The 24,155-nt window shown below is 41.7% G+C and carries 18 protein-coding genes; 9 read left to right on the top strand and 9 right to left on the bottom strand.

Translation table 11 applies throughout. From position 1 onward, the window contains the following. Positions 1 to 68: 68 nt before the first annotated feature. Positions 69 to 1,640 carry a serine hydrolase gene (locus RMY64_RS03920; RefSeq protein WP_322699361.1) on the bottom strand — a complete coding sequence of 524 codons (1,572 nt, stop codon included), beginning with the start codon at positions 1,638 to 1,640 and terminating at the stop codon, positions 69 to 71. A 174-nt stretch (positions 1,641 to 1,814) separates the two neighbouring features. After that, positions 1,815 to 2,555: an RNA methyltransferase gene (locus RMY64_RS03915; protein ID WP_322683145.1), complete on the bottom strand. Its 741-nt coding sequence runs from the start codon at positions 2,553 to 2,555 to the stop codon at positions 1,815 to 1,817. A gap of 363 nt (positions 2,556 to 2,918) precedes the next feature. Between RMY64_RS03915 and RMY64_RS03910 the strand changes: the two genes are divergently transcribed. From RMY64_RS03910 to RMY64_RS03895, 4 genes are all read left to right on the top strand, one after another. Next, on the top strand, positions 2,919 to 3,911 hold the full coding sequence (locus tag RMY64_RS03910) for an ABC transporter ATP-binding protein (protein ID WP_322699360.1): 993 nt from the start codon (positions 2,919 to 2,921) through the stop codon (positions 3,909 to 3,911). Then, complete coding sequence (locus RMY64_RS03905; protein WP_322699359.1) at positions 3,908 to 4,726, top strand: ABC transporter permease; 819 nt, start codon at positions 3,908 to 3,910, stop codon at positions 4,724 to 4,726. Before RMY64_RS03910 ends, RMY64_RS03905 begins: the two co-directional genes overlap by 4 nt. A 142-nt stretch (positions 4,727 to 4,868) precedes the next feature. Further along, the gene (locus RMY64_RS03900) at positions 4,869 to 5,615 is read left to right on the top strand and encodes an ABC transporter permease (RefSeq protein ID WP_322699358.1); all 747 of its coding nucleotides are present in this window, start codon (positions 4,869 to 4,871) and stop codon (positions 5,613 to 5,615) included. 284 nt (positions 5,616 to 5,899) lie between these two features. Continuing rightward, positions 5,900 to 6,343, top strand: a complete 444-nt coding sequence (locus RMY64_RS03895) for a hypothetical protein (protein ID WP_322689769.1) — start codon at positions 5,900 to 5,902, stop codon at positions 6,341 to 6,343. Positions 6,344 to 6,488: 145 nt separating this feature from the next. Here the strand turns inward: RMY64_RS03895 and RMY64_RS03890 are convergent, their stop codons facing one another. Both RMY64_RS03890 and RMY64_RS03885 read right to left on the bottom strand, forming a co-directional pair. Continuing rightward, complete coding sequence (locus tag RMY64_RS03890) at positions 6,489 to 7,223, bottom strand: anti-sigma factor (protein ID WP_322699357.1); 735 nt, start codon at positions 7,221 to 7,223, stop codon at positions 6,489 to 6,491. Positions 7,224 to 7,227: 4 nt separating this feature from the next. Beyond that, positions 7,228 to 7,902: a sigma-70 family RNA polymerase sigma factor gene (locus RMY64_RS03885; protein WP_322699356.1), complete on the bottom strand. Its 675-nt coding sequence runs from the start codon at positions 7,900 to 7,902 to the stop codon at positions 7,228 to 7,230. 480 nt (positions 7,903 to 8,382) lie between these two features. Between RMY64_RS03885 and RMY64_RS03880 the strand changes: the two genes are divergently transcribed. Genes RMY64_RS03880 through RMY64_RS03865 form a run of 4 tightly spaced genes read left to right on the top strand, consistent with a single transcriptional unit; the run spans position 8,383 to position 10,399 of the window. Continuing rightward, positions 8,383 to 8,739: a hypothetical protein gene (locus RMY64_RS03880; RefSeq protein ID WP_322699355.1), complete on the top strand. Its 357-nt coding sequence runs from the start codon at positions 8,383 to 8,385 to the stop codon at positions 8,737 to 8,739. 24 nt (positions 8,740 to 8,763) lie between these two features. After that, positions 8,764 to 9,054: a peptidase gene (locus RMY64_RS03875; protein ID WP_322699354.1), complete on the top strand. Its 291-nt coding sequence runs from the start codon at positions 8,764 to 8,766 to the stop codon at positions 9,052 to 9,054. Beyond that, a complete protein-coding gene (locus RMY64_RS03870; RefSeq protein WP_322672557.1) occupies positions 9,054 to 9,473 on the top strand; it encodes a cupredoxin family copper-binding protein in 420 nt (139 codons plus the stop codon). Before RMY64_RS03875 ends, RMY64_RS03870 begins: the two co-directional genes overlap by 1 nt. A gap of 14 nt (positions 9,474 to 9,487) precedes the next feature. Next, entirely contained in the window at positions 9,488 to 10,399 is a 912-nt protein-coding gene (locus RMY64_RS03865; protein WP_322672556.1) for a metallophosphoesterase family protein, read from the top strand. Between the two features lie 187 nt (positions 10,400 to 10,586). Here the strand turns inward: RMY64_RS03865 and RMY64_RS03860 are convergent, their stop codons facing one another. The 5 genes from RMY64_RS03860 to RMY64_RS03840 form a co-directional block, all read right to left on the bottom strand. Continuing rightward, positions 10,587 to 11,432, bottom strand: a complete 846-nt coding sequence (locus RMY64_RS03860; RefSeq protein ID WP_322672555.1) for a PEP-CTERM sorting domain-containing protein — start codon at positions 11,430 to 11,432, stop codon at positions 10,587 to 10,589. A gap of 791 nt (positions 11,433 to 12,223) precedes the next feature. Beyond that, the gene (locus tag RMY64_RS03855) at positions 12,224 to 15,280 is read right to left on the bottom strand and encodes a hypothetical protein (protein ID WP_322699353.1); all 3,057 of its coding nucleotides are present in this window, start codon (positions 15,278 to 15,280) and stop codon (positions 12,224 to 12,226) included. A gap of 30 nt (positions 15,281 to 15,310) precedes the next feature. After that, entirely contained in the window at positions 15,311 to 18,058 is a 2,748-nt protein-coding gene (locus RMY64_RS03850; RefSeq protein ID WP_322672553.1) for a tubulin-like doman-containing protein, read from the bottom strand. A gap of 20 nt (positions 18,059 to 18,078) precedes the next feature. Continuing rightward, complete coding sequence (locus RMY64_RS03845; protein WP_322672552.1) at positions 18,079 to 19,911, bottom strand: vWA domain-containing protein; 1,833 nt, start codon at positions 19,909 to 19,911, stop codon at positions 18,079 to 18,081. Between the two features lie 811 nt (positions 19,912 to 20,722). After that, a complete protein-coding gene (locus tag RMY64_RS03840; protein ID WP_322672551.1) occupies positions 20,723 to 23,647 on the bottom strand; it encodes a GAF domain-containing protein in 2,925 nt (974 codons plus the stop codon). A 133-nt stretch (positions 23,648 to 23,780) separates the two neighbouring features. On the opposite strand from RMY64_RS03840, the gene RMY64_RS03835 reads away from it, so the two are divergent. Further along, positions 23,781 to 24,155, top strand: a complete 375-nt coding sequence (locus RMY64_RS03835; protein ID WP_322683159.1) for a hypothetical protein — start codon at positions 23,781 to 23,783, stop codon at positions 24,153 to 24,155.

The raw sequence follows: 24,155 nt of genomic DNA, 5'->3' as shown, positions 1-24,155 counted from the left end.
AGACCCTAATCATAATATCATCAAATCTTAATAGTTTCATTTGTTTGAAAAGTATTACGAATTACAAATTATCTTTGAGGATAATATTGAGGATTCGCAACTTGGGGCTGATAACCGTTTGTGGGTATTGTACTTCCCATGCCGTTAGGTACAGGAGTGGCAACAGGAGGCTGATAAATGCTCATGGGCGCAGTGCCTGTTGTAGCGTTAGGTAAAGCAGGATTCGCAACCTGGGGCTGATAACCATTTGTGGGTATGTTTGTAGTGGTGTTTGGCGTGACAGCATTCTGGCTAAACTCTTGGTAGGCTGCACGAGAAATTGAGCTAATCAATTTTTCGGCGCGAGGATCGTTTGCAGGACGTTGTACCATTACAGAGGCTATGTAGCGCTTGCCAGTTGGAACCACAATTAAACCTGTATCTGCCAACATTGTACCGATATCACCCGTTTTGTGGTATGCTCTGGCACCTGTTCCCAAACCTGCTGGCAGCAGAGTGTCTTTTTGGGTGCGACGCAAGATATCAAGCATGAGATCGCGTGATGGCATACTAACTAAATTTCCTTGACTCACAATCGCCATCAAATTTCCTAGTTCCTTAGGACTAGTGGTATTTGTCCCTTGTAAATCTGGGAGTTGATTACGAATTGTTGTGGTTGTCAATCCCCAACTACGGAAACGCTGGTTTAAAGCGTCTATTCCTCCTAGTCGGGCAATCAGCATATTTGTCGCCGTGTTATCGCTGATTGTAATCATTTTAGTGACTACTTCCAAAGCGGCGTACTGAGTTCCTGGTGGTTTGTATTGCAGATTTCCTGAACCGCCAGCGACCATATCTTGTTGCATGGTCAGCATATCATCTAGGCGAATCTTCCCCGCGTCTACATCCTGGAAAAAGGCAATCAAAATCGGCACTTTAATCGTGCTAGCCGCCGGAAAACTCGTAGAGGCATTGATATCTACATAATTACCAGTATCCAAATCTACTAAGAAAATTCCCGGTGTAAGATTTGGGTTGGTGGCCGCCAAATTTTGCACGGCATTTTTCAAAGAGGTAATTTCTTGAGATAGGTAGAGACTCGAAGCTGCGGCTGGGGGAGTTTGGGTAGGTTGTGGTTGCGATCGCGCCACATTACTAACATTATTATTAGATTGCGACGCCGAATTTGTGCTGATGCGATTGGCTGGGTCTAATACTGACAATACAGTGCCCACAATTGCACCCATCCCAACACCCACAATCAATAACCGCAAAACATACAATACGGTTTTGGCCATTGGCTTTAACTGGGTTTTTCGCGATGAGCGTCTGCCTGTTTTTGGCTTTTCCATCCGCACTGTTTTAACCATCACAGCACCCGGTCGAAAGGGAGGAATTTTTCCCTTAACACTAGGTATTGGTTTTACTGCCGTTGGCATAACTAACCCCGATTTTACCCTACGTGTAGCGCCAGGGATTGGGGGAGGACTAATTTGATTTTTTGGGCGTGTTAGTGCCCCTTCTTGTCCATTTGTAGTTTGCTGCTGACTGTTAGCTTTAACTCTTTTCTTTACCACTTTTTGAACTTTTTGTGGCTGCGGGCGGCGATTTAAGGGTTGACGCCGCGAGAAAGCTGTTAGTTCGCCACTTGATTCTGACACCGTTACTCCTTGTGACCCACTTGACTGTTTTCTTGCAGACTCTTGACCCCAAACTTAATTTTTAAGCAATATTAATACTCAAATTCCACTTTGCCACTAAGTAGCATTTTTGTGTTTAGTTTAAGCCATATTAATTATTTTGGGGAGATGATTGCGTATATATTAAACGAATAATTACAAGTTTTCACTATTCTTCTGGTTTTTCAGGGCCCATTCTACCTGCTGCAAAATTCCTCGCAGCATGGCCACCTCCCCAGTTTTCAAGTGAGCGCGATTATATAATTGGCGAAATTTTCCCATCCGACTAGCTGCCGTATGGGGATATACATAACCAATTTTCAGTAATACTGATTCTAATTGCTGGTAGTATCCTTCCACAACATCCAAGGGTGCGAGTTCAGTTTGAGGTAAGGTTTGAGTGTCAAGTTTTTGGGCAGATTGTGACAATTCATAACAACAAATTGCGACAGCAGTAGCCAAATTTAGGGCGACATAATCTTGACTTGTGGGAATGCCAACAAACCTCTGTGCATAATTTAATTCTTCATTGCTTAATCCCCGGTCTTCTCTGCCAAAAATCAGGGCTGTGGGTTTTTCTGGCTCCTCCAGTAACCAGGGTAGTGCAGTGCGGGGATTTTCTAAAGGTGTTTCTAAACTGCGAACGCGACCAGTAGTAGCGATCGCCCGTACACATCCATGCAATGCTTCTGGTAAAGTTGCCACTATTACCGCAGATTCTATAATTTCCTGAGCGTGAACAGCCATCATCAAAGCTTCCGTCGATAGCGGATCGCATTGGGGGTTCACTAATACTAAATTATATAGACCGAAATTTTTCATTACCCTGGCGATCGCGCCGATATTGATCGGCCCAGCTGGTTCTACCAACACAATTCTTAATCCAGCCAAGCCCATTTTTTGCCTCCTGCGATCGCACCAGATAATACTTACAGGTTATTTTTCAGCGTTGTGGTTCTGCTGAAGAGTTTCCTTGAAATCATTTTAGCGGTGTAAGTGAATGCCTGCGTCATGAAGAAGGGTGTAGGGGGTAGGGTGTAGGGTGTAGGGAAAAAGACGTGGGGATTGCATTGGCAATTTACTTATTATTAAATGATATATCTCGAAATTTTTCATTTGCCTAGCGATCGCTCCGACATTACTCACCCCAGCTACTACCAAGACAATTCCTAATCCAGCCAAGCCCATTTTACATTTTATTGCCTTCTGCCTCCTGCCCCCTGTACCCTGCCTTTCTTGGCAATAACAGACTAACAAAATATGTCTCACATTCTGGTCGAAAATCTCAGGAAGACTTTCTTTGTGTCTGAACGTTCCTCTGGGCTTTTCGGTTCAATACGAGGACTTGTGCAGCGAAAAACTAAAGAAGTTTATGCCCTCAAAGGAGTTTCGTTTTCCCTGGAACGGGGAGAACTTGTAGGATACATTGGCCCAAATGGGGCTGGTAAATCGACTACGATTAAAATTTTAAGCGGCATTCTCGTACCTTCTAGTGGAAAATGCCTAATTGGCGGACGAACTCCTTGGAAAGATCGAATTAAGCACGTTAATCGTATCGGTGTAGTGTTTGGTCAAAGAACACAACTCTGGTGGGATTTGCCAGTAATTGAGTCTTTCGATTTGCTGCGGGATATTTATCGCGTTCCCCAATCAGAATATCGTCAGACACGCGAAGAAATGATTGATTTGCTTGGTCTTGGAAACTTTCTCTTTACTCCGGTGAGGCAGTTAAGCCTTGGTCAAAGGATGCGATGTGACTTTGCAGCCGCAATGCTTCACAGACCGGAAATTCTTTTTCTTGATGAACCGACGATAGGGCTTGATGCAGTTTCCAAGCTTGCAGTCAGAAAATTTATTAAAACCCTGAATAAAACTCATCAAGTGACCACCATCCTGACTACTCATGATATGGATGATATCGAGGCATTGTGCGATCGCATAATTATTATTGGTGGAGGTGAAATCCTTTGTGATGGAACTTTAGCAGCATTGCGTTCTCAAGTTTCCTCGCGTCGGTACTTAAGAATCGACTTAGCAAAGGATGATTTCTTCTTTGAACAACAAGGAGTCAGTATTATCTCTAAAGAAGGTCGCACTGTAACTCTCGCCTTCGATCCTACCAAGCTTTCTGCTGCATCTTTGATTAGCCAAGTTACCTCACAACATGAAGTAGAGGATCTTTTTGTAGAAAATCCACCTATTGAAGAGATAATTGCGGAACTTTATGCAATTTCAGCAGGAATTTTCCCATGAAAGCATATTGGTCACTGTTTGTTGCTAGATTTACACTGCTGTTGCAATACCGTGCTGCTGCTTTGGCTGGCATTGGAACTCAGCTTTTCTGGGGGTTGGTAAAAGTAATGGTTTTACAGGCATTCTTTACTCATACAACCTCTGCTCAACCTATGACTTTTCAACAAGCTGTAGGATATGTGTGGCTGGGACAGGCGTTTTTGATGGCAATTGTCCCTTGGGGAGGTGATAGAGATATTCAAGAACTCATCCGAACTGGTGCTGTAGGATACGATCTTCTCCGACCCACAGACCTTTATAATTTTTGGTTTACTCGCGCTTTGGCACTTCGCACAACGCCCCTGATACTTCGTAGCATTCCGCTTCTTGGAGTCACAATTTTTATTTTTCGCATTTTTGGGCTTGATGAATGGTCGCTTTCTTTTCCACCCTCCTTTGCTTCTTTTGTTGCCTTTTTTCTCTCTTTTATTGGCGCAATTTTACTTTCATCTGCATTAACTATGCTTCTGACTGTATCAATGATGTGGACAATTTCGGGCGAAGGAATTAATAGTATTCTACCTACTCTTGTTACTATCTTCTCTGGCATGATTGTTCCGTTGCCACTTTTTCCTGAGTGGAGCAAGCCTTTTGTAAATGCACTTCCTTTTTCAGGACTAATAGACAAACCTTTTCGTCTTTTTACTGGAAACCTTCAACCAAATTCCCTGTTTTATATATTACTGCATCAAGCTTTTTGGATAGTTGTCATTATTATCCTTGGGCGTGTTCTTGTGAGATATGGCATCAGGAAGCTTGTAATTCAGGGAGGATAAGTCAATAATTCGTAATTAGTAATTAGTAATTTTTTAAGTATTAAAATAGGTTAAATAGTTTATTTTAGATAAAAATTGCAACGCGACTATGAATGATTTTTTGCTTTACCTCCGATATATTTCTGTATCTTTCAATTCGCAAATGCAGTACAAAGTTTCTTTCTGGCTGCAAGTTATAGGACAGTTTTTAGGCACTGCTGTTGAATTTTTTGGAATCTGGGCACTTTTTAGTCGTTTTAATAGTATTGGTACGTGGACTTTAAATGAAGTTGCTCTCTTTTATGGAGTAGTTAATATTTCTTTCGCCTGTGCTGATGCACTTGGAAAAGGGTTTGACTCATTTACAACAATAATTAAAAGTGGAGACTTCGACCGTTTACTTGTTCGTCCACGCACCACAGCACTTCAACTGTTAGGTAAAGAGTTTACTTTAAAACGAATCGGAAGACTTTTTCAAGGAATTGTTGTTATGTGGTGGTCACTTTCATCTCTCCACATTTCTTTAAATTTTAAAATTTTATGGCTTTTAGGCACTTCATTTCTTGGTGGAGTCGCGCTCTTTGTTGGCATTGTTATTATGCAAGCAACCATCACCTTCTGGACTATTGAATCTCTCGAAATTATGAATATCCTCACTTATGGAGGAGTCGAAACGGCTCAGTACCCTCTTGCAATTTATAGCAAGTGGTTTCAGCGATTCTTTACTTTCTTGATACCGCTTGCTTGCGTGAGTTATTTTCCTTTGCTTGCAGTACTTGAAAAAGAAGATGCTTTTTTAGTGCCTTTGTGGTTTTGTTATATATCGCCAATCGCAGGCATTATCTTTCTAATAGTTGCGCTCCAGCTTTGGAAAATAGGAGAGCGATACTATTGTTCTACTGGGAGCTAAACAAAATTTTAGGTGTGTACTCAGACGTATTTTAAATGGACAGATTTACTTTTGTTGACACAGTTTGGTTTTATTGCAGCGACTTACTTAAATGGGGAATTCCCCATATTTATGCTGATTTACGTGTAATTACATACGCATTATCGAAAAAATGAAGTATAAAGTAACAGGGCAGAAAGAGAGTTAAAAACAAAAATAAAGATTCTTTTTAGAAAAAGTATTTTCGCCATCCTCCATTTCGATTGCCCAACTTTCACGAAACATAGTTGGAGATCATAGAACCTATGCAGCACGTATTTAAGCAAAGTTTTATATTTTCAGTCACTACTGCGATCGCTTTATTATTTGCAGGTTGTGGCGAAAGTAAAGTTGCTCAATGTAACAAAATCATAAAAGTTGCTAATCAGGGATCTACTCTAGGTCAGGAATTCGCTAAAAATCCCAATCCCGCAAAAGGTTCCAAAGCTCTAACTGAACTTTCTGGTAAGATAGATCCACTTGCCAAAGAGATGAAAGCACTGGAAATTAAAGATGAAAAATTGCAAGGTTTTCAAGGACGCTTTATCACACTTTATCAGAACATCAGCAAGCAATTGAATAATGCAGCAACAGCCATAGATAAAAAGAATCTACCAGCAGCAAAGGGCTTTTTGGTATCTCTGCAAAAGAGTAGTAGCGAAGAAAGTTCAATAGTCAATGAAATTAATAGCTATTGCTCTGGTAAATAACCAACTCTTGCTCCTACCTCTGCAATTATCAGTGCTGGATTAGGTAATCCTATGGGATTAATTACCACTCCAGACCAATAGGTGCGAATGGCTTGACCTTAACGCAGATTTTTGATTTTGAGGGATAGAGCATGAGTTACTGAGGTTAGATATTGGTCAATGAGTTACTCTGCATCACTATAGTTCCGGTTGGATAACGACTAGTTTCAGACAATTCCAAAGTCACGAATAATCCAGAGATACCTGTGTCATAAAAGTCGGCAGGCATCCAGAATTTATCTAGCACCTTTCCCTGGGGATTAATTTTCAGAGTGCCACAGGGAATTTTTTCGCCATCAGCGATCGCCCAAAGTCGATATACTTTTCCTGTGGGGGGAGCTGGCAGATTTTGCACGGCTAGAATTCCCTGTCTTTGTCCTAGATTCACCACAAAGCTACCCGTAGCGGTATCCGACGCATTCACAGCCTTGAGAGAGAAAAGTTGTGTCTGGGACTGTTGCAGTAGGGTATTGATGTCACTAGCCATACGGAAATCCTGTCGCAAGCGATAGTTATCCATTCCTAAATACAGAATTAGGAGTGCCGCGACACTACCCATAACGTTGTACCAGAAAAGCCGAGATGGTTTGGGCTGGGAGGATTGGAAAGTCGTGGTAGCGGCAGCCAGAATGGCAGATTGGAGATGGGGAGGCGGTTCAACGCTATTTAAGCTGTAAACAACCTGGTCTAAAGTTGCCTGAAGCCGCTTCACTTCTGCCACTAATGCTGGATTTTCTGCCAGCAGTTGCTCGAAAACTTCTAGTTCGGCGCGATCGAGGTCGCCCACAACATAGCCTGCTGCCAAGGTTTCGATTGCTTGAGGAGTAAGGGGTTCAGTCATAACCTTAGTCAATGGAGTGTTGTAAAAGTTGCTTCAGTTTCAAGAGTCCCTGGCGAGTCCAGCTTTTCACGCTTCCCAGGGGTTTATGCAGTTGTTGGGCAATTTCTGATTGGCTCAGTCCGGCATCATACGCCAGTTCAATCACCTGTCGTTGCCGATCTGAAAGCTGAGTCAATGCCTGCCGCACTTGCTGCGATCGCTCATTGAAAACAGCCTGCTCAACCGGAGTAGGCGCGGGGGGTGCAGCAGTAACGTTCTGCCCCCAACGTTGCACCAAATTAAGGGTGCGACTGCGCGATCGCAGTTTGTCGATCGCCCGCGATCGAGTCATGACAATCAGGTAGCGCATCAAACGATCGTGGTGAGCCGGGTCAACCGGACGCTGCCATAATGACAGAAAAATTTCCTGGGTTAGGTCTTCGGCTTCCGGCTGGCTTTGCAAAACTTTCAGCGCCATTCCATACACCACGCTGCCGTAGCGCTCGTAGAGACACCTTAACGCCGTTGGCAGATGTGCCTTCAGGTCATCCAAAAGTGCAGCATCGCTCTTCGATGAAGGTTCTGATGAATGGCGATCGCGAGAACTTAGATCCATAGATTCAGGTGAATAGACCGAGGCTAATTTCTCTGCAAAAATGCCTAATGTATCTTGCAGCGTGAGTGCCAATCCTGATTTCATAACTTCTTTTGAGCATAGAGCAAACCTACTCTTATCTCTAAAACGATTGATGAAGCTAATTGGATGAGTCTAGCGTCGAAATTTTTTAGAAGTCGGTTATTTCGTTCTGATTAACTTGCACCCCAAATCGAACGAACCGCAAACAGCAGTCTAGCAAGGACATTTAAAAAGTTTAAATCCAAAATTAGTTGCCAGTCGTCTTAAAGGTAGAGACAAGTAAGTAACCCAGTTAGCATTCTTTTCAGGCAGAAGTTGCAACTAAATTCCTGAGATCGCGCTAATTGCTTACCTACCCACTCCTACAGCTTTTAACACTGGCCATTGCACTGCAATGTCCCGACGAAATTTATATCGTCAATTTGCAACGCCCTTCTTTGGCAGTTTGGATTCGACCGATTTGCCTGAAAATTTGTGCTGCATCCCAGCATTGAAGGTCAGTAAAACCGCTGTAGCCAAACAACCAATCTTAGAGGTAATTCTATGCGACGCTCTATTTCTGTGCTGTTAACAACATTGCTGCTGTTTGCCGCCATTTTGCCTGCTGCGGCGCAGACCCAAACTGCACCAACCAGCTTCAATCCCTACATGGCAAAGCAACCTTCTACAAACCAGCTTAATTCGTTTAATCTGGCAACTCTTGCGTATCAAGGCTACTTAAAAGACCAAGGCATTCCCAGCAATGGTGCATTGATATCCGCGATCGCGTCTGGAACGATCGCGGCTCAAGACATTATTCAAGCTGCTGTCAAAGCGAATCGACTACCTGAGCAAGCGTTAAGCGATCGAGGCTATCGCCATAACCTTGAAAATCAATTGCAAGGATTTACAGCAGACTAAAAAACTGACGTTGCTCAACTAATTATGATGAAAAACACATTTCGCAAGTATCATCGGCTGATTGCCATAGTCTTTTGTTTGCCGTTACTCTTTACTGCTGTGACTGGCTGCTTCGTTGCCATCGCCGACACATGGTTGCATCAAGAAGAACTGGCTGGATTTTTAATTACTGTTCACACCTTGCAAATCTTCAAACTCGATGCCATTGTGCCAGTTTTAAATGGGCTAGGTCTAATTGGCTTAGTGGCTACCGGAGTGAGCATGACTGGACTGTTTGCTAAACGCCGTCAACCAAAACGGATGGAAGAACGCTGATGAAATACATTTCTTATTTTTTCATAGCGATCGCCAGTGCCTTCTTGGCCATCCTGTTGTCGTTGTCATCCTGTAGTCCAAACCATAAGGCAACGACTAACCAACCAATGGCGATGAAAGCTCAACCCAAGGAGCAACCCCAAACTACTCAACAAACTGCCGATACTACGGTCAAAATTCGTAATTTCAAATTTGAGCCAGCGAATTTGGCTCTAGCTGTTGGTAAAACTGTTCAATTTATCAATGTCGATGAAGAACCCCACACGGCTACGGCTACGGATGGTACTTTCAACTCTAAAGCACTGGATACCAATCAAACCTGGAACTACACCGCCACTAAACCCGGAACCTATCCCTATATTTGCTCAGTTCATCCCTTTATGAAAGGGACGCTGACGGTAACAAATAAGAAAAACTAACCAGAGGAATACCAATGCAACGCAGAAAATTTATTGAACACGTAGGCTGGACAGGACTCGGTATTGTCTGGGCTGTTGGTGGAAATGGCTTATTAACTGCCTGTCAGGTGGGAGAACCAAATGCTCAAAAATCATCCACGGCTTCACCGTTTTCCTTCGTTCAAATTAGCGATACGCACATCGGTTTCAAAAAACCTGCAAATGAACACGTGACCGATACACTTCAGAAAGCGATCGATGCGATTAATGCCTTACCTACTCCACCAGCCTTTGTCATTCACACCGGAGATATCTCCCATTTGTCTAAACCAGAAGAATTCGATCTGGCCAAACAACTGCTTTCTCAATTGAAAGTCCCACTATTTACCCTACCAGGGGAACACGATACGATTGGCGATCGCGGCAAAGCCTACGAGGAAGCTTTTAACCGCAAAGATGTCAAAGAAGGCTTACAGGTTTGGGATCGGGGGGGAATACACTTTGTCTCCTTGACCAATGTGCTGGACTTTGGGATAACCGGTACGGGCAAACTAGGTGAGGCGCAACTGGACTTGCTCTCCAAAGATTTGGCAAACCAAAAACAGGATACACCTTTAGTTGTTTTCAGTCATATTCCTCTATACGATCTTTATCCCAAATGGGGATGGGCAACTGCTGATTCGGCTAAGTTGCTTTCACTGCTATCTCGCTTTGCATCGGTAACAGTGTTAACGGGGCACATCCATCAAGTGATTGAGCATAGCGAAGGCAATATTCGCTTCCACACTGCTGCGGCGACTGCCTATCCCCTCCCCGCTCCCGGTGACGGCGATCAACCTGCTCCCGTCAAGCTTCCCGAAAATAATCTTTTGGCAGTGCTGGGATTCCGCACAGTTGAGGTAATTTCCGGGAAGGATACTAGAGTTGACCAACATGCTCTAAGCTAGAAATATAATTCAACAAATACTAAGAGCGATCGCATTCTGGGCGCTTTCGGATATAGTCCAATACGATTCAGTTAAGAATTATTGGTCTTTGAAGACGCGATTATCGCGTCTCACATCAGGTTTTTGGGCTTAACTGAACCGTATTGTTATATGAGCAGTGACAAAAGAAAGTTTTACAGACCTTAAATCAATCCTTATTAACCAACAACGCGAGCGAAGAAGCTCTTTTACGCTTGCGTATCGAGACAGCACCAAACATAGTGCAAGTAAACAGCGAACCTACAATTGTTGAGGGTTCTGGGACAGTATAGACGCTCACCTGATTACTTTTAGATTCTATTAAGGTTAAACGAGTTAACTTATCGAAAGTACGGGAATATTTACCCTTAAAGCTAGTCAAAGCATATTCCTGTGTTCCGCCAAAAGATTTATCAATAGTAGTCTGATTTGAATCAAGAGTTATGTTACTACTCGGTTCAAATACAAAAGCATCATTGTTACCTATAGTTGATAAATTTCCAGAAATCTTGAAATAGTCTAAAAGATTACCAGTATCGCTGTCGTATAACTGATATAAGAACTCTCCACGAGCATTTGCACGTTCAGTCACGGCATCATCAATGGATGTTTTCAGGTTAAATAAGCCACTGAAATCAAAAGAAAACTCTTTGTCAACTATGAAATCATAACCGATAATCCCAGCAAAGCTTTCCGCCGACCCTGTATAGCCATCACCCTGACCTTGAGCTTGGCTGAAGGACAAATTGGAGGCAGAGTTGTTTGTATCGATATTAAACTTAGCCTCAGCGTTAGCATCAGCAGTTACTTGACCACCTGTGCTAATTGCTGTGGTTACATTATCAGTCAAAGTCCTAACATCTGAAGGGCTAGTACTAAAGTTGTTGATGTTGAATTTTGACTCAGAATATGCAATGGTAGCAGCTTGGCTTGGTAAGGTTGCCAATATCGAAGTAGCGATCGCTGGAGTAGCCAATGCAAAAAAACGCTTTACAATTTTGGTGTAGCTTTTCATACAATTTTTTGTTTTGATTTAGAATGTTAAGATTGCAAATTTGTCATGCTTTTCTACTGCCTTACTGATAAGTAAGAACAAGTTATAGGCAAGCAGGATGGTCAGCTTAAGAACTTTTTAAGCCATGTTTGTCTTATGTAGAAGAAATCTTCTATTTCAGGACTAATTTTTATTTACCATCAGCGCAGTTTTATATAAGTAATAACCGTGTAAATAATTTAGTTATTAAGCTCAGTGCGCGTTCAATTGGTTACATATTTATACTAATCGTGCATCCACTAGTTTCTTGTAAAGCTAAAGTAAAAAAGAGCGTTTTTTAATTGGAATTTACGTAAGGATTCCGTAGGGAAAAGTTCACAAATTCAGTAGAGAGGAGTTCATATAAGTTCATATAAGTGATGTTGGTGCCAGAGCATCCTTTGATGAGCAAGCAAGTCACTGTAAAATCAAGCAACGATCGCCTGTACCAATTGTCGAAGTCGGATTGGTATCAATGCGGTTTGCTTAAGATGCACAATCCCAAGATTCTCCTTAGTCCCCCTTAAAAAGCTACGGTGTACACGCAAGTCCTAAAAACCTAGCTTGATAAGACTTTTCTCCTTCCCAGTCCGAAACTGGGAATGCATTGATTGAATCTCTGACTCAATATCTGACTGGAGGTATAAGACCTTGCGCCTCTACGTTAGCGGAGTGCCCCGCAGGGATGGGATATTTTTTAACTAGAAGTCCTTTAGGGGCTGGGATTAAGTCTATATTCAATTTCCAGAGAAGTAAAAAAGGTGATTGAATGCCTAATTCAGAGGGTTATAGTCTGAAAGCAGACGATCTAAAAGCTTACGTTCGTATGGATTTAAAGATGAGGCAGATGTTCCGAATTCCTGTAATTTATGGTAAATAAAATCACCTTCAAATGTTTCGATACGTTCTTCTAAGTCTCCATAGAGTTCCTGAAAGGTGAACTCAGTTGCTAAAGCTAAAGTAATTTGTTCTCGGTCTTTACCAAGTGACCGACCGTTAAATTGATAATCACCTTGAGAATTCTGGGATAGTAGCCGAAGAGCGATCGCTAACAGCAAAGTTTGATAAGCTAGTTTTAACTCTCTACCAGAACCAATTTCTTCTGGGATTAAATCAGGAATGTTTTCGTCTTCATCGATTTGTTCGCTCTGAGTCCGTTCATAGCAGTCTCGATAATACTCAATTTGGCTGAGAAAATAAGCCGGAAAGCCCAAGGAACGAGTCAAAATACACAACCGTTGCTCATCTTCAGCTACCAAAGCGGTTAAACTACGACTAAATCGGCTGTAAAACGCAAAAATTTGTTCTTTATCTTTTGCTCCTACCCAGAGGGTAATCTCCCGTTGAGAAGTTGGGTTTAAGTTAGTGTCAATATCTTGAATTCGTAGTAACAAATTAGCGCTATCATAAAGTTGATTCAAACGCAAATTAGCTGTATTGGCGGCAATTAAATCTGATTGCTTTAATACTTCGCCAATAGACAAATTACCCAATTGCTCAAACTGCTGGCGAGCAAAGGGTATAAGTTTATTCTGAAATTCTTCAGCAGAAATTTTCCACGATTGAGAACGGCTAACCTGTTCCTGAGTAAACTTTTCAGTTGGTAATGTGGAAAGAAAACTTTGGTAATAAGTATCAATATCCGCATCAGTTAGAACCGTGAGCCGAGTTTCGGAGAACTTTGTGGTAGCTCGATCGCGTTGAGCAACCAAATTATTGTATATCTCAGAGAAATCGGACAGACTTTGACGTAAGGTTTCAGTTCTTTGTTTAGCTGTTTTAATCAAATAATTTAACGCCTCGACACGGAGATTTTGGGCGTATAAATCGTACTCTAACTTTAATTGTTCGTTATAGCTGCGACGTAATTCGACGGCGGTTGCTTTAATAGTGCTTTCTAACCGTTTAATTTGTTTCTGAACCTTCTGAATGCGATCGCGAATATTAGTGCTGTACTTGAGCCAAACTATACCTAAGTAAGTCAAAATTGATACCGCAGTCCAAAGCAGATAACTAACTAAGTTAGCCCAAAATTTTTGTAAAAATAGCCATAGTGTTGATTGACTGAAAATTCCGGTCAGAACCAGCAAGGCTAATAAAGCACCAGTAACCAAGGTAGGATAAACGATCAAATACTGTGAACGAAAACGGTTTTCTTCCGTTAGCAGTTCATCTAAGTTATCTGTGGCTTTTTCGAGTTGATTTTCAATGGCTGTTAAGTGGTTCTGAGCTACAACGAGCGCAGCTTCAGCTTGTTCACGAGCGCGAGTGATCGCCATAAAGCGAATTTGTCGAGCTTTTTCGATTTCGGCATTTAACGCTTGACGATAGTCAGCAACTGCTATTTCTAGCTGTTTCTGAGTTATTTGTAACTCTTGCAGTTGTTCTTCAGATTTTCTTTCAGCTAAACCATCTTGTAATTGTTGTTGCCGCAATTTTAAGGATAGAACTTGGTTGAGCAGCTTTTGAGTCTCTTCTCGATCAATTGTTACCTGCAATCTTGAGTCGAGAAATGCTTCAGCCGCACGTAGTTCTGTAACCAGATTTTGGGATTGATCGCCAATGGCATCCGTTTGCAGTTCCAAATACAAAAAGGTCAATATGTTTAATAGCCTAACTCCTTCATGTAAGCCTCTAGGTGTAGCATCAATATAGCTATTTATGCTGCGATCTAAAAAGCTGGTGAGGTTTCCTTGTAGTTGTTTACAACATTTTTCTAACGTGCGCTTATAAGAAAGTAGCTCTTTATTTTCAAACTGCCGATAAGCACGTTGCAATTCCATCCCATATTCCCGCGCCATGCCAGCATGGATGTCAATACGCGGATTAAAATCTTGCCAAACTGGTTTGCCGTTGTCTCGTTCTAATTGCAGAAAAGCATTACTGAAATCTTCGCTGAGAACAAATCCTTTAGCATCTAATAGGCATTTGCGACTTGCTTCGGGAGTGAATTCTGCCTTCGGTAAAAACTGCTCGATGATAATATCGGCAGCAAAGCCAGCACTCAAACGGTTAATAGTTGTTTCTCCTGCGAAAAACAATTCTCCATAACCAAATGAACTATAAGCGGGTATTTTTCCCCGCACTTTTTGTGCGCCAAGCAATAAGCCGTTGGTTTCCGGTTCCACGGTGAGAAAACCTGCCAAAGCATCAGCATAGCTAGGCAAATTATCCTTCAGTCCCCCAATTCGCTCGTCCATCAGCCAGCAGTTATCAAAAGGTGGTACTTTTTGGGCACCTGTAATTACAACGCCACTGATCATTTTGTAATCTAATTCTTTCAGGAAGGCATAAGCAGCACCGTAATCAGCAGTTGTGGCTTGGGTAAATAACCCTGGTAATAGCAATAAAGCTTCTAAGCTGTAAGGAATATCTGTAAAGTACTTAGAAAATAGCCAACGAATCAAGCGTACTATGTCAAAAACTATTCCCCTAGCAAATTGATTGCTGCCTGAAAGCATCAGATATACTCGATGACTGCTGCTGATTTCTACTCCTTGACGTTTCGCTGCGATCGCTTCTTTGGATTGACTAGCCGTTTTCAATAATTCGATCAGTGCAGTTTGCAGTTCGCCAGTCGCTTCACTGAACTGGGTACGAATTTTGGAAACATAAGCTTGTTTACTATGAGTTTGAGCCAGCTCAAAACTCGTGTCAGCAAACTGATCTAACTCGCCACTAAAGCCAAAAGTTTGACCATCCCAAGTTAAATTATAAGTTTGGATTAAACAGGTTTGATCGGCTGGAAATTTTTGCAGTTGCCGTTTAATGGCTGTACAAAAAGCGGCACTGTGAGGATCGAGTGCAAGTAAAATAGTTGGTTTTGGCATGGGGACACTCTCAGAGTGCAAACTATAGGGCTAAATAATCACATCTAAATCTTCCAGGTAAGCTTCAATTTCCTGGATTTCCATTTCTACCTGTTCTTGAATCTGGGCATCAACCTTGCCTCCCTTTAAAACCTGATTGAGGTGATTGATGTAGTTTTGCAAAGTAGATTTGGCTTTGTCTTGGTCTTCGTGGGTAATCTGCTCAACTTTGTTAGCAATTTCCTTGACTAAAGGCAAGTTACTTTTGAAAGCTTTAAATGCTGATTTGCGATCGCCTCCCAATGGCAAAACTCCGCCCTCTAATCTTTTCGCTTGTTCTGTAGAAACAAAATATTTTTTACTCTGATTGACAACCAATTTATAAGGATCGGGTGCTAGCGCTAATGCAAACCAACGCAACGCCCCACCATCATCTTCTGGAGGAATTAAATTAGCTAAGTTTGTCCAATTGCGATGTAAGTGCTTGAAGACTTTATTCGGATCTAGGTAAGCTGACTCCAGTTCCCTCATTCCGTTGAAAGCAAATAAGGGAACACCGACTTCCACCCGAAACAGCATCACTTTATGGGGTTCGCCTGTCGGTACAAAAGAAGGATTATTATTTCCTTTAGGCAAGCGATTAGAAAGAGGTGGATCGCTAAAAATTGTGTTGTTGCTCTCTACTCCGTAGTAATAAAATTCTGTGATTAAGTGCTGCTGTTGAATGGGAATTTCCGAGACTTCATACTGCCACAGAGGAACTGCAAGTTTGCCAAGTTGTTGCAAATCTTGCCCCGCATCTTCGGGATTGCTATCTGCTAAAACCTGCTCAACAGTCATACTGGTGAGAGGATAGTAAGCTTCATTTACAAATTTCAGAATTTCGTTCTTGACATCTTCAGCTTTTTTCTCAGACCAATTCGTTAAAGTTTGAGACTGTTCTCGATGCCAACGGATAAAATCTTCGCCAGTAACTTTGGGACGTTTCGATTGGATATTGATGCGCTGAATGGTGTGAATAAAGGGATTATCGTTACTTCCTTGACGATTGACCTCGTGATAACTCTGTTCTATATCTCGGTAAACTTTATCTAAGTTGCTGTGTAAACGCTGACACTTTTCTTGGATTTGCTCTACCTTAGCCCGTAGTACACCATAGAGTTCAGCCGCTTTATCACACCGTTTCCAATGTAAATAAGTTTTCCACTTTTGGTCAGCCCGTTCTTTGTATCTCTGACAAGCTGCTTGGATCGTGTTTTTATTTGGGAACCAAGTTTCTGCGGCTTCTTTAATTTTTTCTTCCTGAGCTTCTAATTTCAAAGCATTGAAACTGGATTGCGCCTCTTGCGATTTTTGCTGCACACTTTGCTGTAATTCGTCTAATTTTTGGGAAAGTTTGCTCAAAAATTCCAAAACATAAGCTAGCCCATTGGGACGGTTAAGACCGCGTTCCCAGAAAGTTGCGATCGCAGCAGATGCAGTCTGCTCTAAGCGATAAAAACTCAATCCCAGTTCTTGAGCCGTCCGTTGTTCAAATTGATCCAGCTGCCGTTTATAGAGTTCTTTGATTGTCGGTAAAGCTGTGCGATCCTGACGGATTTCGCCAATTCTAAATTCGGGTTTCATCTGTCCGCCGCGATCGCTTTCAGTCAACGCATTCAGGAGAGTAGTCGCTTCTGCTAACTTGCAATCTTCCAAAAAACGGGTGATGTCGCTTTCTAAATCGATTGTTGCGGTAGATGCCATCAACTCATTCTTCAGCAAACTTTGAGCATCTTCTAATTTCATCCGCTCATATTGCTGTACTGGCAGAGTTAGGGTAGCAAAGCCGAAACTACAATAATTGATATTGCGTCCTCGAACTTTTTCACCAGTTGCCAGATAAGCGCGAATATTATCAGCAACGTTAGCAGCGTCTAAACCGATTTGAGAACCAATTTGGATATACAAACCATCTGCAACTAAATTTTGCAAATCGTCTGGACGACCGACTACAGTTCCATTTTTATTAACCCCGTCAATCAAAAATACAGCATCAAAGGGAGGGCGATCGGCTTTGATTTTTTTGGTGCCATAATCAATCTCAATGCTATTAGAGGGTGACAATCCCCAAAAGTGTTCGATTTCCTTGAGAGCGCCATAGGCATTAGACTTCACCAAGTGAGTTTGGGGAATATTGGCAAACACTCTGGGTAAAACAAATACGCCTGTAATATTAGAAAAATTATTCAGATGTTCTCGTGTTAAAAAAGCCGTATCTAAGAATGTGCCACTGCCCGTCCCACCAGCCAAACTGCCAACAATAAAAACTTCGACACCATCCCGGCTGGAAACTTGAAAGTTCTCTGAAAATGCTTGTTTACTAGTGCGAATTTCGCGGACAGTATTGATGGCTTGAGCAATTAAAGCGTCAATATCGCCGACTTTCGCAAATAAGGCGAGCCGTCCCCGGGCCCGAATCTGTCCAGCGCCACTGATTAGGCTGGCTGCGGAAATATCCCTAGGCCACCATTCAGCGATGTGGTCGTTACGTGTTAACGGTAGGGGATTTGCGACAGAAATTGCATAAAGTTCATTAGGTTCTAAGATAACCTTAGTTCCATCAGGTGATTTTTCTCGTTCTTGGATATTTTCAGTAGTATCAATAGAAATAAAACGAATAACTTCTGGAACTGAACCGTAAATATCTATAAATCGCTTTTTAAGTTTGAGTACGACTTCATAACCCGTTCCTCCTAGCCCGATAACAACGGTAGGACGAAAAACAACCGTGGGACGCACAACCGTGGGACTTAACATTCACTTTCCTGTGATATTATTCAAAAGTTTGTCTGCCCACTGCCTGGCTCAGAGGGTCTTTGGTGTTCAATCCAGTTAAATTGCAGTTTAACGTTGCCAATCTGGATGATGTCCTCGTTGAAGAGTTCATCTGTATTTATATTTTTAGTATTGACAAAAATTACACCTTTCAAACACCGTAAATCTATATTCTTTTTGCCTAACCGCCAAACTGTGACTAACTCGGCATCAGAATTTGTCGCAGCAATGGCTGGTACCAAATCACTCAGGCATACTCTAACCTTTTGTAGGTGAGTGAGACTAATCTCTTCGTCTTCCGATGATTGTGGCAGTGGTTCTAGCACTACTAACGCTCCTTCTAAGCGTTTACGGTTGCGGAAATCTTCGACTAATTCCAAGGGGGTTTTGCGTTGAATCAAACAAACTACTATCAGGGCAATTAACAACACCAATAGCAGTAAGAGCAACCAAATAACTATTTTTCGCCATAATTGCATCAAAATATACAGACGGACTTCCGCACTGACAGGAGTAGCAATTGAGCTATCTGGGGTTAGGACTAAAGTGAAAGTGCGATCGCCTGCAAAACTACTATCAGTAATCTGCAACTGCACAGGAATTTTAGTTTCTCCTGGTTGTAAGGATATGGCTGCTGAAAGTTCTGCGATAGAAATATCTTTGAAATTGCCTTGCAGTTGTAAGCTAGCTGTTCCAGATATATTGCTGCGAACTACAAAAGTTTGGGTTTCAGTAGTTTTCCCTGCTTCTATTGAGCCAAAATCTATCTTTGTCGGTTGTATTTGTAGTTGTGACTGAATGGTTACAGGTAAGTCAATTTTAATTGGTGCGATCGCTTGATCTGTGCTGATTAACACCAAGCGCAAGCTACTAGCGCCCCCCTTTGCCTCCGGTGGTATCTGTAAACGCACAGGAATTACTTTTGCTTGATTAGCAGCTAAGTCGATGGTGCGATCGGGTGAAATTAAGCGAATACCACTTTGCTGAGGGTCTTCTAGTTGCAAACTTACCTTAGCATTAACATTACTTATGCCATTAATATTGAGTGGTTCAGTAGTTGTTCCCGGTAATACGGACGGCAAATTTGTAGTAGGTAAATTTACATTAAGCTTGGGTGTAATCAGCACTGGTCTGATATTTTGAGCCAGTTGATTTAGCTGAACTCCTCCAGGATCTCGCAGTACTTTACCCTTGCCACAAAGCGCTGGATTACTAGCAAAGTCATTTAGTTGCTTTTCGTGTTCTTTTAATCCTAAAGACACAAAAAATATGTAAGGCTTGCATTGTTGTTCACGTAGAAATTGGGTATTACCAGGAATAGAATCAGGATTAGGAATACCACGCACATCTTCTAATCCATCTGTCATAAATACGATACTCACAGTACGACCAAGAGCGTCAGCACGTTTATTTAACAGAGCAGAATGTTGCAAAGCCTTTTGCACAGCCTTACCTGTATGAGTACGCACACCCTCGGCTTTAAGAGAGCTAATTATTTGCTTGAGTTTACCTCTGTCTGGGTTACTGTTAATAGTGATATCATTAGCATTTAGAGTGACATCTCGATCAAAGCTATAAATAGTCACTGTGTCGCCTAATCTGGCCGTATTAACAAATTCAGTAATAGAATTTTTGACTGGTTCAAAAATATTTTTTGTTCCACCTACACCACGCATAGAAGCAGAAGTATCTACGACTAAAATCCAGTCAATTCCCCCTTTTGGAGTAATCTGAGCAGATGCAGTATATAAGTTAGGAATTGATATTAGAGCCAAAACAATAATGCTTCGGATTGAACCAAATTTAAACCAATGCTTGAAGTATCTAAAGCTCATTGATGATTCCTCCAAGCATATAAATTCTATATTGGTCTTCCTCAAAGCGGTAACTTAAGAGTTGACATTTAATCCTATTGATTATTAGAAATATTTTATAGCATCCATAGAATTCTCTTGTTTGCAAACTAAGAATCCATAAACCGACAGTTAGAATTTGATACACTGATTCCATCTTATTAACTAAAAAATGTATACTCAAGCTAGTATTAGTATTACAACATCAACATAAAAATTAAATTAAATCTGCAAATGCAATATGTAATTCCAAAGTTTTATTTTATATTTAATCATTTATGCAAGATATTAAAGATTATTCGAATACTCAGATAGTAATTAAATCCTGAAAAATTAATTTTTAAAAAATTGCAGTTTAATAATATTTCCAATAGAAACAATTAATATCAAACTTGATTTGGCAAAAGCTATCCAGATAATTATTTTTCTCTGAATAAAATTAATAATAGTGTTTATCGGCATTTTATCAAGTTATATGTTAACCACTATTTTCAAAAATGTCACGTTTTTTCGTAGATATTCAAGTTACTAAAAGCTACCTGTTTAACTCTTGATAGACTCAGTAAATCTATACAAAATAGTTAAGATAATTGCCAATATAATTTTATATTTACGTTTAATTAGCCTTGACAGTGACAAAGACAAATTGTTAAAGCTTGTAGTTATAGCAGTTCTCGTACAAGTAAAATAATTAACCACAGTGCATTTGTACTACTCTTCCCTGGGGTAATGTGAAGCGCATCTGCGTTTAAATTTCAACATTCAATTTGCCGCGATTTTAGGCAAAGCTGCACTAAGAATCATGAATAGCTAACGGCAACAACAAGCGACTGACTACCCGATTATCTGGTAACTGATAGAAATTCAACTCTCCTCCTAGTTCTTGCATGAGGTTTTGGCAGATCGCCAGATGTAAAGCTGGTGGTTGGTCGAGGTTGGAAGGAACAAGCACATCTTTCGGTGTATTATCATCTAGTTCCGTGAGTAGCTGTGGTTCGATCGCACCGTTATATGTGATTGATAATTCTAAAGATGTCTGATGTTCAGCCCCTCCAGTTGTAGAAGAAGAATATTTTATATCTAAGGGTTTTGACGCATCTAAACGGCGACACCAAATATCAATTCTGCTACCGGTTTGAGAACGGTTACAGGCAGTAACCAATAATTCATGGATCACTAATTCAATTTTGACAATATCACCAGCGATCGCCATTGCAGATTGAGCGCTGGAGGGAGGAACGCCTCTAACTAATGAAGAATTCTTGGGTACTTCTTGCTCGTCAATTGGTTGTCCCAAACCATGTACACCAATCCACAGCTTTTGTTGTTTGAGTAAATTTTCAATCCGTTCGAGCGATCGCTTCAGTAAACTGGCTATGGGCATAGTTTCCCAACTAATATGTAGCTGCCAGTGTTCGAGTTTTAGCATTCCACTCATGGAGGTGGCTGTATGGTCTAACTGCCGCAGCAATAGCTGGTAGCGCATCTGAGTCAACTCATTAGCAGGAATGCCCAAATCGTGTATTTGTTTCAGGGAATGGGCCGTTATTCTTTGAATTTCCTCTAGACGACGATGTTTGTACCAGTTGAGTTGTCGTAATTCTTCGGTTGTGGATTCTAAAAGTCGGGTAATTTGCTTTTCACGACGCCACCAAGCTAATTGATAAATCAGAGTTGCTGTTGCACTGAGGTTTTGTTCTGACCAGCGACGCTCTTGATAGTCTACTAGCAATACTACACCTGTAGTTTCATAATCAGCAGTTGTACGTAATGCCATTACCAAAATTTGACTTTTTTCTGGAACATTCAACCATTTCCGGGTTTCTGGAGGTAAATTATCCACCTTCAAAGTCAGATAATTCTCCGTAACAAGTGCCCACTGAATTAAGGCTTCAGCCTGGATAGAAATAGATACATCAGAAAAAATCCCAAATTGGCTATTGTCAATCACTCCAGGAATAATTTCTGCGCGACTTTCACCAGGTGCCCAAGATAGCATTAGCGCTAGGGGACAGCCCAAAATTGAGGCTATTTGTTCGAGTGCTGTACGTTCTAAATGCTTTTTTTCGACCTCAATGCTGTTCTGGGATTGTGTCAGGATGCGTAAGCATTGCTCAAAAGCCTGGGAAGTTTTTTGCTGCTGGGTAGTGCGGTTATGTAATTGCCACTGACGAACAATTACACCAATCTGTTGACTGACAGCCCACAGCAATTCTTTTTCTAGAGTTGTCCAAGAACGATGGCTTTCATGAGTAATTACCAAAAGTGCTGCTGGTATATGCTCGTGAGTACATTTACAAACAAGCAGCGATCGCACATTATTCTCTAATAACAAGGGTCGCCAGTTAAAAAAGCGTAAATCTTCATCTAAGTTCTCAATTTCCACCGCCTGTGTTAAACCTTGCAAAAGCTGCCCATCTAATTCTTTGAGAGTATGAAGAGTAAATGTCAACGGTCGACGATTTTGGGGCTGACTTTGGTAAGTAAATTGATAATTCTTCTGCTCGGCGTCGTACTGCAACAGCAAAAAGCGGGTAGCACCTAATCGAGCTAAAACTCTTTTAGCACAACTGTGTAAAGTTACCTGAAGGTCATGTTCGCTATAGATACCTTGAGCAACTTGGCTAGTCAGTTGAGCATCTTCTTGAATCTGTTTAATTGTACCTTCCATGCTTTCGGTAGGTACAACTAGAGAAATTAAACCAGCAACACCCTGGACAAAATTTTTGTCTGTGTCTGTCCAGATACGAGGTTCGTTGCTTTCCACCGCCAGAAAACCGACTAAGTTCTTTTGCCAGAAAATCGGAGCTGCCAAAAGCGATCGCACCTGCAAGCGTTGCAACAATTTTGCTGTAAAATGGCTTTTTAAAGAACTGCGGGCATCACCAATGGAGACTATTTGGTTAACTGCCAAAGCATAATAAAAATCGCTCAAGTCCTGTACAGTCATTCCCGCTGCTTGCTGACTGCTAGAATTGCGATCCATTTTGACCAGCTGATTGCTCATTCGACACCAAAAGTAGCGCCCTTCGCGCTCAAACCAGTAAACATTTGTCCGGCTGGGGGAGACAAATTTATGAGTTGCTTGCACCGCTGTTTCAAGTCTTTGATTCAGGTTACTGAGGGTGCGTAAATTTTCTAGCAATTCTAATAATGGCTCGTCAGTTCGCCTGGTTTGCTTTTGGTGCTTATGCATCTCATTTTGATAAAGCACTGCCCCCAGTTCACCTAAAACCATCATCAAACGTGCTTTTGTTTCTGCTGTCAGTAGGTAGCCCCAGCGTTCTGAACCCAGTAATACCAAGCCCAAGCAACGGTCTTTGTAGCGAACCGGTAAAATAATCGTTCCCTGGATGTGGAATTTTTCGGCAACTTTTCGCCATTCGGCGGCGCGGATTTCAGTTTGCAAATCAGCTACGCCTAAAGGATGCTGTTCAATTACTACTTGCTCTAATAAATCCCCAGGACTGAGAACAACTCTTTGGCGTAAAAAGCTCATGTCGCGATCGGGTGTGATGCCTCCTTTGCCAAATAATATGTGATTCAGGCGATCGTAAAGAGCAATCCAAATCAGTTTGTAGTCAAACTCTTCCTTGAGATAAGAAATAGTAGTTTCAATCAGAACGTCAACATCATCTTCTTCTCTGAGACTCTGGAGGACGCGCCCCAAAGAGAGGATTTGCTGTTCGGCGGCTATAGGTTTTTGTGGCTGCCCCATCTGATTTCTTGGTTAACATAACTTGTAATATATAAGATGCCCAGAAAAGCACCTTGACTAATATCGCCACAGGTGTTTGCTGAAAGTTATAGCTAACAGGTAGCTGAAAGTTACATTATGGAGTGCGAAGGAAATGGGTGAATCTGCGTCCGATGCTCAAGAAGAGCAGCGACAAGTCTCAGAGGAAAAACGAGAGTCTGCTGAAGATAGCAGGCTCTTGCAAGAGAAGGAGCGAGAGTCTGCTGAAGATGTCAGGTTATCACAAGAGGAGCAGCGACAGCTTGCTGAAGAAATGAGAAATTCTGCTGAAGAAACCCGATCCCTTGCTGAAGAAGTCAGGAAAACTGCTGAAAAAATGCGGCGATCTAAAGAAGAACTCCGACAAAGTAAAGAGGAAGCGCGGCAGTATAAAGAGGAACTCCGACAAGCTAGAGAAGAACTCCAGCAAGCTAGAGAGGAACTCCGACAAGCTAGAGAGGAAGCGCAGCAGTCTATCGAATTCGCGTAG

It is taken from the genome of Nostoc sp. DedQUE08 (assembly GCF_034530895.1).
Taxonomy (GTDB): domain Bacteria; phylum Cyanobacteriota; class Cyanobacteriia; order Cyanobacteriales; family Nostocaceae; genus Nostoc.
Note: the sequence above shows the minus strand (reverse complement) of the source record. Positions and strands in the feature narration are given on the sequence as shown.